Source organism: Cryobacterium sp. Hh38 (genome assembly GCF_004403235.1).
Classification (GTDB): domain Bacteria; phylum Actinomycetota; class Actinomycetes; order Actinomycetales; family Microbacteriaceae; genus Cryobacterium; species Cryobacterium levicorallinum.
Genome location: NZ_SOHD01000042.1, coordinates 1 through 12,510 on the forward strand (window position 1 = coordinate 1; position 12,510 = coordinate 12,510).

Genomic DNA, 12,510 nt, shown 5'->3' on the forward strand with positions numbered 1-12,510 from the left:
CACGGGCACGGCCACGGGCGCGGCCACGGGCACGGCGCGGGTTCCGGCCACGAACGGGCCTGCGGCCGGCGCCGCCGGCGACTACTCGCGCAGGTCGGCTGGGATGGTCGGCAGCACCCGCGCGGCAGCCCGGCGCTCCTTGAGCGTCGTGCGGGCAGCCTTGGCCAGCTCCGTGAGAATAGGAATGCCGGAGAGCAGAATGATGCCGATGATGAAGAACTCGGAGTATTTGGCGACGAATGCGAACTGGCCGAGGAAGTAACCGACCAGGGTGAGGCCGACGCCCCAGGCGAAGGCCCCGATCGCGTTGTAGGTCACGAAGCTGCGGTAGCGCATCTTGCCGACGCCGGCAGCGACCGGCACGAAGGCCCGAAATATGGGCAGAAAACGGGCCAGAATGATCGACTTGCCGCCGTGCTTGGCGAAGAAGGCGTTGGTGCGCTCGACGTTCTTCGGGTTGAAGAATCGGTTCTTCTCCCGCGAAAAGACCGCTGGCCCCGCTTTTCGGCCGATGACATAGGCGAGCTGATCGCCGGCGAACGCTGCCACGAATACGACCAGACAGGTCACCCAGATCGGCAGCGGCACCACCCCGGTCGCGGTGAGCAACCCCACCGTGAACAGCAGCGAATCACCCGGCAGGAACGACAGTACGATGAAGCCGGTCTCGACGAACACAACCACGGCAACGCCCAGAAGCACGAACGATCCAAACGAATGGATCAGCCACTCAGAGTCGAGAAAATCGATTCCGAACAGGGTGGGCAGCATGAAGAATCCTTCCGGAACTCGCGATGGCACAGAAATTGGCATGCCCGCGATAGACGTTGCACCCAGACTACGGGACACCTACCTGTGAATTGCCGAGTGGGCGACGCGCGGCAAGCGGATGCTGCCGCACCAGAAAATCCTTGCCTTCCGCCCCCGGTTTCCCATATTCTGGAAGGCTGCCTGATCCGGGGGGCATGAGACACACATAACTTTCAGGCGCCCAGGAGGCAGACATGACAAAGACAGCACCGATCACGCTCGCACTGATTGCGAACGACGGCGCTCACTTTGGCGCCGGTGCCCCGGTCCCCGCCGCAACTGCGTCCCTCGTCGACTAGCCACCTTCTTGTCGCGCTCGGCCTGGTGCCGACGCCGGCATCGATCTTGTCCCGTCAGCATCCACTCATCACGGCCGTTGGGCACCCCGCTGACGCGTTTGTAGCGCCGATAAGTGTCGTCGTTTGCAATTTTCCTGTCGCCGGTACTGTTTGGTCTGGCGACCACAGTCATTCGCTGCACCGCCCACTCTGAAGTTCGGGGGCGCGGGGCGCAGCCGCATCATCATCAGGACTGGACCATGACCACCACCGCTCCACTCGTACCGCCGTCCGAAGCAGACGTCCCCGCAGGCCGGGCCAACACGTTCCGCAGCCTGCAACGGCTCTACCCCTACGCTAAGCCGGCCCTGCCGCGCATCTACCTCGGCATGGTGGCTGCGCTGCTCGCCGGTCTCGTAGCCCTGGCCATCCCACAGGTTCTGGCCTGGCTGGTGGACGGCCCGCTGAGCCGGGTCGGCAACGGCGACAGCGCATCACAGATCTGGCCAGCCGTGTGGATCGTGCTCGCTCTCGGTGTGCTCGAGGCCATCATGATCGCCCTGCGCCGCTGGTTTGTGCTCACCCCCGGCACCCACATCGAGGCGCGCATGCGCAACCACCTCTATGCCCGGCTGCAGGACCTGCCGGTAAGTTTTCACGATCGCTGGCCGAGCGGCCAGCTGCTCTCGCGGGCCGTGAGCGACCTCAACCTCATTCGCCGCTGGGTGTCGTTTGGACTCGTGCTGCTCGTCGTCAACTTTCTCACCATCGTCGTCGGCGTCGCCATTCTGCTCTGGATGCACTGGCTGCTCGGCGTGATCTTCGTCGTCTGTTCCATTCCGATCTGGATCTACGGCTACGTCTTCGAGGAGAAGTACTCGGTGATCGCGCGCCGCAGCCAGGATCAGGCCGGCGACCTCGCGACCGCCGTCGAGGAGTCGGTGCACGGCATTCGCGTCCTGAAAGCGTTCGGGCGCGGCTCGTTTGCGCTGAAGAACTTCGCCTCGCAGGCGGAAAGCCTGCGCGGAACCGAGATCGAGAAGGCACGCGCCATCGCCGGAATTTGGCTCTGGTTGCTGCTCGTGCCCGACGTGGCGTTCGCGCTCTGCCTCGTGACCGGCGTCTGGCTCACCAGCCAGGGCGACCTCAGCGGCGGCGAACTGCTGGCGTTCTTCGCCACCGCAACCGTGCTGCGGTTTCCGGTGGAGTCGATCGGGTTTCTGCTGTCGATGACCTTCGACTCGCGCACCGCAACCGACCGATTCTTTGATATTCTCGACACCCCGAACGAGATCACCGACCCCGACAAGCCGTCCACCCTGGCCGCGCCGCTCGGCCGACTCGCCTTCGAGAACGTGCACTTTCGCTACCCGGATTCGCCGGAGCGCTTTCCCGACCTGCTCGACGGCATCGACCTCGTGCTCGAACCGGGGGAGACCATGGCGCTGGTCGGGCTCACCGGCTCCGGCAAGAGCACCCTGACCGCGCTCACGACCCGCCTGTACGACGTGACCGCAGGCGCTGTGACGCTCGACGGCGTCGACGTGAGGGCACTCAGTCGCGAGGAGTTGCGCAGCCACCTGGCCATGGCATTCGAGGATGCGACGTTGTTCTCGGCATCCGTCCGGGACAACGTTCTGCTCGGGCGTGCCGACCTGTCCGAAAACACTCCCGAAGCGGATGCCGCGCTCGCGCAGGCCCTGCAGATCGCGCAGGCCGGTTTCGTGCACGACCTGCCTCTCGGCGTGGACACCTTGGTCGGCGAGGAAGGCATGAGCCTGTCCGGCGGGCAACGGCAGCGCCTGGCGCTGGCGCGCGCGGTCGCGGCGCGGCCATCCGTTCTGATTTTGGATGACCCCCTGTCGGCGCTCGATGTGAACACCGAATCGCTCGTGGAGAACGCACTGCGCGAGGTTCTCGTCGACACCACGGCGCTCATCGTGGCGCACCGTCCGTCGACGGTCATGCTCGCCGACCGGGTGGCGCTGCTCGAGAACGGCCGTATCACTGCGGTCGGCACGCACTCGGAGCTGCTGCGCACCAGCCCGCACTACACCTTCGTCATCTCCAGCCTCGAAGACGAAGAACGCAGAGAATCGAACCGAGCGGGAGGATCGCTGTGAGTGTCAGCGGCGTCAAGGGCGAGGAACGCCACGACTTCACCAAGGCCGAAAGCAAACAGATTCGGGCTCGTTCGCTGCGGCTGCTTGGTTCGTTGCTGTTTCCGGTGCGCGCCAAGGTCGTGCTTGCCATGCTGGTCGTGGTCGTCTCGACCGCCGCGCAGGTGTCCGGCCCGGCGCTGATCGCCTTCGGCATCGACCGCGGCTTGCCCGCATTGCTCAAGCAAGACTGGATGCCGCTCGCCGCGACCGGCGCCATCTATCTCGTCGCCGGGGTGCTCGGCGCGCTGCTCATCGCCTGGTACACAGTGTTGAGCGCCCGCGTGAGCCAGGCCGTGCTGATCGACCTGCGCAAGCGGGTGTTCCTGCACACCCAGAAGCTCAGCTTGGAGTTTCACGAGTCGTATACCTCGGGCCGCATCATCTCGCGCCAGACCAGCGACCTCGACGCCATTCGGGAGCTGCTCGACTCGGGCATCAACCAGCTGGTACAGGGCATCCTCTATATGTCGTTCATCGCGATCGCTCTCGTGCTGCTCGACGGCACCAGCGGACTCGTGCTGCTCGGCGCGCTGCTACCGCTGGTGATTCTCACCCGCTGGTTCCAGGTGCGCTCGCAGAGCCTGTTTCGACAGTCCCGGGTCGCGTCGGCGAGCCTGATCGTGACCTTCGTCGAGACCATGACCGGCATTCGCGCGGTGAAGGCGTTTCGCACCGAAAAGCACAACGAAAGGGTGTTCGGCAAACTCGTCGAAAGCTACCGCATGGTCAACGCGCGCGTGATTCAGCTGTTCGGAGTGTTTGATCCGGGGCTCGTGCTGATCGGTAACGTGACGGTCGCGGCCGTGCTGCTCGTCGGCGGATTTCGGGTGGCCGACGGCCAGCTGGCCATCGGCGCGCTGCTCGCGACGCTGCTCTACACCCGCCGGTTCTTCGATCCGATGGAGGAGATGGCGATGTTCTACAACTCCTATCAGTCGGCCGCGGCGGCGCTCGAGAAGATCTCGGGTGTGCTCGAGGAGCGCCCGGGCGTGCCCGATCCGGTTGCCCCGGTCGACCTCTGGGAGGCTCGCGGGCGGGTGCGATTCGACAATGTGCAGTTCGCGTATCAGGTCGATCGGGAGATTCTCCCGCACTTCGACCTCGACATTCCGGCCGGTCAGACCATCGCTCTGGTCGGATCGACCGGAGCCGGCAAATCCACCCTCGCCAAGTTGATGAGCCGCTTCTACGATCCAACGGATGGCCGGGTGCGGCTCGACGACGTCGACCTGCGCGACCTGCACCCCAAGGACCTGCGCCGGGCGATCGTCATGGTCACCCAGGAGGCCTACCTGTTCAGTGGTTCAGTCGCCGAGAATATCGCCATCGGCAAACCGGATGCTTCGGCGACAGAAATTCGCGCCGCCGCGGCCGCCGTCGGTGCTCACGACTTCATTGAGAGCCTGCCGAACGGGTACGACACCGACGTGAACAAACGCGGCGGGCGGGTGTCGGCCGGTCAGCGCCAGCTGATTTCGTTTGCGCGGGCTTTTCTGGCGAACCCGGCGGTGCTCATCCTCGATGAGGCCACGTCGTCGCTCGACATTCCCAGCGAACGGCTCGTGCAGGAGGCGCTGCAGACTCTTCTGGCCGATCGCACGGCCGTGATCATCGCGCACCGGCTGTCGACGGTCGCGATCGCCGACCGGGTACTCGTGATGGAACACGGCCGCATCGTGGAAGACGGCACCCCGAACGACCTCATCTCGGGGACCGGCCGCTTCGCGACGATGCACGCCGCCTGGCGCGACTCCCTGGTGTAAGGGCCTCCGGGGCGACGAGCCTCCTCGTCGCCCCGGCCAACGAGTTTGTGCCGCGCTACGGTTGCGCCAATGCGCGGGACTTGCGCCATTGCGCGGGACTTGCGCCATTGCGCGGGACTTGCGCCAGTGCACGGGAAATCGGGCAGTGGGCATCCGCTCGGCGATGGCGCGCTGCGACGCGCTGCCCTGGAGATGCGCCACTGTGCGGGACTTTCGAGACCACAGCGGTGGCGGTCGAGAACGCTGCGCGGCAGTTGAGCCAGTGCGCGGGACTTCGGGTCCGGCCAGGGCTCCCGCGCCTCGCGAAGCCGGGCAATTTGTGTAGTCGAGCAGGGCGGGACTCGTCGGGCAGGAGGCCGAGGTATTCATGGGGTTCGGAGATGCGTCTGGCGACATGACGATTATGTCCTGAAGTTTGTATTAGCTAGACACGACATAACTTCATACATAGACATACAGATATGAGCACTTTCTCGTTGATCGATTTAACCAATTTGACGACGTGCACACTGGTGGCGATCGCAATTGTTGCGGCGGCGGCGGCTGCTGCTGCGAGCGACGGAATGCTGGGCAAACTGGCGCACCGCATTTCGCGGCTCGTGGTTCACGTTCCCGACGCTCAGCTCGTTGCTGTCACTGTGGGGTGGTGGCAAAGAAGGCTGGCCGGAATGGCATGCGGTGTTCTTGTCGGAACGGCCGCCGCAAGCACATTTGTCTGGTGGGTCGGCGCGAACCGCAGCCACCCACTTGTTGATCTGATCGTCGCAGGTGAGATCGCCGGGGCATCTTTGGCTCGACGCGCATCTGTCTGGCCCGTTTGTAGGCCTGCTCGGTATTCATCCCCGGCACCTCCATCAGAAGTACCCGCCAGGCGGCGGCGAGTTTCTCGGCGGTGATTGCCTGATCCAGGGTGCCCAGGCCGCGCAGCAGGGCGTCACCGACCAAGGCTGAAGGTTCAGCGCGAGATGCCGGTTCCGGGCCAGGATTGGGGCCCGGCACCGTTATGTGCGCGGCGACCGCTGTGATTGAGCCGAGCGCGCGGCGCGGCAATCGAGCGCGCTACGTGGGCGGTGACCAGCGCGCGGCGCGGTAATCGACGCGGTAGGCGGCATCCGCTTCGATGGTGCTGGCAGCGGCAGACCGCAGCAACGGCGTGTGCTCGGCCTCGTAGTGCGGCAGCGCCTGGGCCGCATAACCGATCGGCGGATGCCCGCTGGCGCGAATCACCCGCCACCAGGCCACGTCGGAGCCGTAGCGGGCCATTACCTGGCCGACGGCACGGGCGGCGCGGGAACCGAGCTGCGCGGCCACGCCGCCGTAGGTCATCACCCGACCCGGCGGGATCGAATCGACCACGCCGAGCACCCGGGAGACGAAGTCCTCGGGCCCACTCACTAAAGAAATTAGAGCTGCAGGGAGCCGATGACCTCGCCGAACTGGGTTTCGCCGACATCGACGAAACCGAGCCGGTGGAAGAAGGCCTCCGGGCCGTCGGTGCCCGGCTCCCAGATGACGTTGACGTGGTCGAATCCGCGTTCACGGGCTTCGGTGGCGAGGGCTTCCGCGGCGAACTTGCCGACGCCCTGGCCCTGGGTCTCCGCGTTGACGTTGATGCGCCAGATGCAGGCGCGAAATTCTTCGTGCTCGGAGTTCGGGTCGAAGTTGCCGTGGATGAAACCAGCGACGACGCCGTCGAGGAGCACCACGCGCTGCCACGAGGTGGCCGGGTTGATCACCGAGGCGGCGACCGAATACGAGACCGGTGCAATGAATTGTTCCTGGCCAGGCTTGAGGCTCAGATTGTTGGCCGCGACGATGTTTCGTGCAGATAATTCTTCCAGCTTCAGCTCACCCATGTGTTCAGGCTAACGTGCGTCCGGGGTAGCCGGTAGTCGAGAGGGCGTTTGACCCCCGCAATTCATCTCGCAAATTTATCTCGATGTCAAGATAGTTGCCGGCCTCTAGTAAGCTTGACGGTGGTCGTGACGGCCACACTGAATAAAGAGGAGATATTTTTGTCGAAGATTAAGGTTGAGGGAACAGTTGTCGAGCTCGATGGCGACGAGATGACCCGTATCATCTGGCACGCGATCAAGGAAACGCTCATTCATCCGTACCTCGATATCGACCTCGAGTACTACGATCTCTCCATTCAGAAGCGCGACGAAACCAACGACCAGATCACGATCGACGCGGCCCACGCCATTCAGAAGCACGGCGTCGGCGTGAAGTGCGCGACCATCACGCCCGACGAAGCGCGGGTTGAAGAATTCGGCCTCAAGAAGATGTGGCTCTCGCCGAACGGTACCATTCGCAACATCCTCGGCGGTACCATCTTCCGCGAGCCGATCGTCATCTCCAATATCCCGCGCCTCGTGCCGGGTTGGAACAAGCCGATCATCATCAGCCGTCACGCTTACGGTGACCAGTACAAGGCCACCAACTTTCGTTTCAAGGGCAAGGGCACGCTCAGCATGACCTTCACCCCGCAGGACGGCAGCGAGCCGTCGACCTTCGAGGTGTTCGAAGCTCCCGGCGACGGCGTCGCCATGGGCATGTACAACCTCGACTCGTCGATCACCGACTTCGCCCGGGCCACGCTCAGCTATGGCCTCGAGCGCAACGTGCCGGTGTTCCTCTCGACCAAGAACACCATCCTCAAGGCCTACGACGGCCGGTTCAAAGACATCTTCCAGGACATCTTCGACACCGAATTCAAGACGGCGTACGAAGCGGCCGGTCTCAGCTACGAGCACCGCCTCATCGACGACATGGTCGCCTCGGCCATGAAGTGGGAGGGCGGCTACCTCTGGGCCTGCAAGAACTACGACGGCGACGTTCAGTCCGACACCGTCGCACAGGGCTTCGGGTCGCTCGGCCTCATGACCAGCGTGCTCTCCACCCCCGACGGCAAGATCGTCGAGGCCGAGGCAGCCCACGGTACCGTGACCCGTCACTACCGCCAGCACCAGCTCGGCAAGCCCACCTCGACCAACCCGATCGCGTCGATCTACGCCTGGACCCGCGGCTTGTCCCACCGGGCGAAGCTCGACAATAACGCGGCCCTGGCTGAGTTCGCCCTGACCCTCGAAGACGTCGTCATCAAGACCGTCGAAAGCGGCAAGATGACCAAGGACCTCGCACTCCTGGTCGGCCCGGACCAGACGTACCAGACCACCGAGGAATTCCTCGCCTCGCTCGCTGAGAACCTGCAGACCCGCCTGGCGTAACCCGAACCAGCCCAAAGGACCTCGACCGTTTTCGGTCGGGGTCCTTTTTGCGTACACGAGTGGATGCCCACCCGCTGCGGTACCCGAATCTGCGCGCTGGTGGTGAGCCGGCGGTGCGTCAGCCGGCGAGTGCGCCGGCCGTTGCGGAAACGTCGGAGGTCGTGCAGAGCTGACCCAGACTCCCCGCCTGCGGGACCTGGGGACTGCCCCTATCCGGGGGTGGCCGAGCGCGCTACGGTCACGAGCGAACTGTGCATCGGAACAGTTTTTGTTTCTGTTGTGGAACGAGACCACCTCACACCCTTATCGGATTGGACACCCACGTGAGTTCTTTCTTCAGGCGCACGATGTCGTCGCCGGATGCTGCGCTGAAGCCAGCGTTCACATCGCGCACACGGCGCCGCGCCACAATCGCCGCCGCCGTCACCATTGCCCTGGTGGGCGCATCAACACTCGTCGGCGGGGCGCCGCCCGCGCTGGCAGCGCCAGCCGCAACCGGCCTCGCCGGAAGCATCGGCTCGCCCAGCGGGCAGCGGATGGACTTCACCGCGGGCCGTTACATTGTGACCCTGAGCGACGATGCTGTCGCCCTGTATCGCGGCGGAGTCAACGGGTTCTCGGCGACGATGCCCGGCCTGGGCGCCAAACTCGACGCGCAGAGTCGCTCGGCCGAAACTTACCGGGACTACCTGACTCGCCTGCAGAGTGAACTGGCGGCATCCGTTGACGCCACGGTGGGGGCGTCGTACACGCTCGGGCTCAACGGATTCTCGGCAGAGCTCAGCGGTAAGCAGGCGGCGGCGCTCGCCGCGAAGAAGAACGTGGTGTCGGTGGTTCCCGACACCCTCCTGCACATGACCGCCGAGTCGTCGACCGACTATCTGCAGTTGAGCGGCCCGACCGGGGTCTGGTCCAAGCTGGGTGGCCCGAGCAAAGCCGGCAGGGGCGTGGTGATCGGGGTGCTCGACTCGGGAATCGCGCCGGAAAACCCGTCATTCGCCGGCGACGCGCTCGGCACAACGCCCGGCGACGAGCCATGGCTCGACGGTGACACGATCACCATGAACAAGGCCGACGGCAGCACCTTCACCGGCACCTGCCAGACCGGCGAGCAGTTCGCTGCGAGCGACTGCAGCACCAAGATCGTCAGTGCGCGGTACTACCTCGACGGGTTCGGCGCCGACCAGATCGGCACGGCCGCGACCGGCGAGTACGTCTCCCCGCGCGACGGCGACGGGCATGGTTCGCACACGGCGAGCACCGCCGGCGGCAACTTCGAGGTCGCCGCCAACGTCAACGGCGTCGACTTCGGTTCCATCTCGGGTGTCGCTCCGGCCGCCAAAATCGCGGCCTACAAGGTGTGCTGGTCCGGCCCCGATGCCACGACAGCGGATGATGACGGCTGCGCCGGCTCCGACATTCTGGCAGCCCTCGACCAGGCGATCGCCGATGGTGTCGACGTGATCAACTTCTCAATCGGCGGCAGCCCGGCTCAAACCACGTTTTCACCGTTTGACCAAGCATTTCTGGGAGCTGCGGCGGCGGGAATCTTTGTGGCGGCATCCGCTGGAAACGCCGGCCCTGGCCCGTCGACCGTCGACAACGTCGCCCCGTGGATCACCACGGTCGCGGCGAGCACCATTCCGGCCTTCGAAGCCACGGCCACCCTTGGCAACGGTTCGGCCTACGCCGGAGCGTCGATCACCGTGGACCGTAAGCCGGGAGCGACGCCGCTGTCGGGTTCCCTGGTGCGGGCCGATCTCGTGTCGGTCGACGGTTTCGAGCCGGCCGACGCGCTGCTCTGCGCGCCGAACTCGCTCGATACTGCGAAGGTGGCCGGCGCGATCGTGTTCTGTGAGCGCGGCGTCTACGACCGGGTCGCCAAATCGGCCGAGGTCCTGCGGGCCGGCGGCAGCGGAATGGTGCTGGTCAACCGCACCCCGCTCGACGTCGACCCGGACGAGCACTCGGTGCCGAGCATCCACCTGGATGCGCCAGCCTTCGACCCGATCTTCGCCTACGCGGCGACCGGCGGTGCGACGGTCACGTTCACTCCGGACAACACGACGGCCGAGCAGACTCCGGTGCCGCAGGTTGCCGGATTCTCCTCGCGTGGACCGTTGCTGGCCGACGGCGGTGACCTGCTCAAGCCCGATATCGCGGCCCCCGGCGTGGGAATTCTCGCCGACGGTGCCAACGCGGCCGGGGAAAACCCGACGTTCCAGTTCCTCTCGGGCACCTCGATGGCCAGCCCGCACATCGCCGGCCTGGCCGCGCTCTATCTCGGGGTGCGGCCGCTCGCGACGCCCGCCGAGATCAAGTCGGTCATGATGACGACCGCGCTGGACACCGTCGATTCCGCCGGTGTGCGCGTGACCGACCCGTTCGCGCAGGGTGCCGGAGAAGTCACCCCGTCGGCAATGGACTTTCCGGGGTTGATCTACCAGAGTGGTCCGGCCGATTGGCTGGCCTACCTGCAGGGGATCGGGTTCGATGCCGGCGTTGCACCGATAGACCCGAGCAACCTGAACCTGGCGTCGATCCAGATCGGTGCTCTCACGGCGCCGGAGACGATCACCCGCACGGTGACGGCCGTCCAGGTCGGCACCTACACCGCCACTCCGATCGAGATTGGCGGCATCGATGCGGTCGTTTCTCCAACCGAGATGACGTTCACGAGTGTCGGTGAGACGCAGAGCTACACGGTGACGTTCACCAGAACGGATGCCCCGCTCGACGTCTTCGCCACCGGCTCGCTGGACTGGGGTTACGGCGATGGCGGCTCGGGTGACCCTGGCGACTTCTTCTCCATCGTGCACAGCCCGATCGCGGTTCGTCCGGTCACCGTCATTGCCCCGACCGAGGTGGCTGGCGCCGGCGTGGACGGCACGGTCGATGTGACCGTCGCCCCCGGCGGGTCGGAGCCGGTGGCGCTGAACCTCAGCGGCCTGGCCAAGGGGGTGCACCAGAACAACGCCGACGACCCGTCCAGCCCGCACACCGATGCGGGCACGACCGGCGACCAGTTCGCCTACGAGGTAGAGATTCAGGGCGACCGGCTGGCACGGTTCGACCTGAACGCCGTGGATGATGCTTCCGACCTCGACCTGTTCGTGCTGCTGCTCGACGGCCCGGGTGGCAACCCGATCGCCGGCTGGCAGTCGGCCACCGGGTCCGCCGATGAGCATGTCGACCTGAGCGACCCGGAGGCTGGCTTCTATCAGGTCATCGTGGACGTCTTCTCGGGCACGACCACGTTTGACGTGAACACGTTCGCGGTTTCGTCTGGCGAGCCCACGAACGGGTTCGCGGCGACGCCGCCGACGATTCAGGGGCCGCAGGGTGTGCCAATCACGTACGCGCTGAGCTGGGCCGGTCTGGTGCCGAACACGCCGTATCTGGGCGTGGTCGACTATGGCGACAGCTCGGCGTCAACGGTTCTCGCCATCGCGGCGAGCGAAGGCAGCGAACCGGTACTGAACACGGTGGCGCCGAGCATTTCGGGCACGCCCGAGATCGGTTCGGTGCTGACGGCTGACCCCGGCCAGTGGACCACCGCGGGTTTGACCTTCGGCTTCCAATGGCAGAGCGACGGAGTCGACATCGCCGGCGCGACCTCGGCGACGTTCAAGCCTACGGCGGCGCTCGCCGGAACGACACTGACCGTGCTGGTCACTGCGTCGGTGCCGGACGGGCCCAGCGTAGCGGCGACCTCGGCCGGGGTCGTGCTGAAGTACGCCGCGAAGGTTGCGGTGAGCCTCAACCACCGAGCCGTGTTCTTCTCCAGTCGCGTCACCGCGTCGATCACGGTCACCAGCAAGGGTGAAGTGGGCGACACTGCCACCATCACGGTCGACACGCGCCGCTTCACGGTGGCGCTCGATGAGAACGGTCGCGGCAGCGTGACGCTGCCGAAGCTCAGCCGTGGCCTCTACAAGGTCGCCGGGCAGTATGCCGGCAACGACCTGGTCGCGGCCGCGAAGAGCGCGTCGCGCTCGCTACTGATCGTGCGGTAGCCCCCGCGGCAGTGGTGCCCGGTCCCTGACCGCACTCTGGACGGGGCCCGGGCCCGGAAACCGGGCCCATGATGGATCATGGGCCCGGTTTCATAAGGTGGGCCCGGCGACGTGGGGGCGACTGATCAAGCATCAGTCGCCCCCACTAGGGCTTCCTCGTTGCTCCCGCTCCGGTGCTTTCCGGGCCCGGGCCCGGAAACGGGGCCCATGATGGATCATGGGCCTGCTTCCCTAAGGTGGGCCCGGGCCGG

7 protein-coding genes are annotated in these 12,510 nt (G+C 65.6%); 4 read left to right on the plus strand and 3 right to left on the minus strand.

Going from position 1 to position 12,510, the window contains the following annotated elements:
- Positions 1-81 precede the first annotated feature (81 nt).
- Positions 82-771, minus strand: coding sequence for a DedA family protein (locus tag E3T41_RS14150; RefSeq protein ID WP_092449610.1), 690 nt, complete (start codon positions 769-771; stop codon positions 82-84).
- A 577-nt stretch (positions 772-1,348) separates the two neighbouring features.
- Between E3T41_RS14150 and E3T41_RS14155 the strand changes: the two genes are divergently transcribed.
- A complete protein-coding gene (locus E3T41_RS14155; protein WP_092449612.1) occupies positions 1,349-3,211 on the plus strand; it encodes an ABC transporter ATP-binding protein in 1,863 nt (620 codons plus the stop codon).
- The gene (locus E3T41_RS14160; RefSeq protein WP_134479167.1) at positions 3,208-5,013 is read left to right on the plus strand and encodes an ABC transporter ATP-binding protein; all 1,806 of its coding nucleotides are present in this window, start codon (positions 3,208-3,210) and stop codon (positions 5,011-5,013) included. Before E3T41_RS14155 ends, E3T41_RS14160 begins: the two co-directional genes overlap by 4 nt.
- Positions 5,014-6,072: 1,059 nt before the next feature.
- On the opposite strand, the gene E3T41_RS14165 is transcribed toward E3T41_RS14160, so the two are convergent.
- Positions 6,073-6,408, minus strand: a complete 336-nt coding sequence (locus E3T41_RS14165; RefSeq protein WP_369828664.1) for an MGMT family protein — start codon at positions 6,406-6,408, stop codon at positions 6,073-6,075.
- Between the two features lie 8 nt (positions 6,409-6,416).
- Positions 6,417-6,869 carry a GNAT family N-acetyltransferase gene (locus tag E3T41_RS14170; RefSeq protein WP_092449620.1) on the minus strand — a complete coding sequence of 151 codons (453 nt, stop codon included), beginning with the start codon at positions 6,867-6,869 and terminating at the stop codon, positions 6,417-6,419.
- Positions 6,870-7,028: 159 nt separating this feature from the next.
- On the opposite strand from E3T41_RS14170, the gene E3T41_RS14175 reads away from it, so the two are divergent.
- Complete coding sequence (locus E3T41_RS14175) at positions 7,029-8,243, plus strand: NADP-dependent isocitrate dehydrogenase (RefSeq protein ID WP_092449622.1); 1,215 nt, start codon at positions 7,029-7,031, stop codon at positions 8,241-8,243.
- A gap of 323 nt (positions 8,244-8,566) precedes the next feature.
- On the plus strand, positions 8,567-12,259 hold the full coding sequence (locus E3T41_RS14180; protein WP_241991189.1) for a S8 family serine peptidase: 3,693 nt from the start codon (positions 8,567-8,569) through the stop codon (positions 12,257-12,259).
- Positions 12,260-12,510: the final 251 nt, after the last annotated feature.

Coding starts and splice junctions, on each gene's coding strand:
- E3T41_RS14150 (WP_092449610.1), bottom strand. CDS start 771: ATGCTGCCCACCCTGTTCGGAATCGATTTTCTCGACTCTGAGTGGCTG.
- E3T41_RS14155 (WP_092449612.1), top strand. CDS start 1,349: ATGACCACCACCGCTCCACTCGTACCGCCGTCCGAAGCAGACGTCCCC.
- E3T41_RS14170 (WP_092449620.1), bottom strand. CDS start 6,869: ATGGGTGAGCTGAAGCTGGAAGAATTATCTGCACGAAACATCGTCGCG.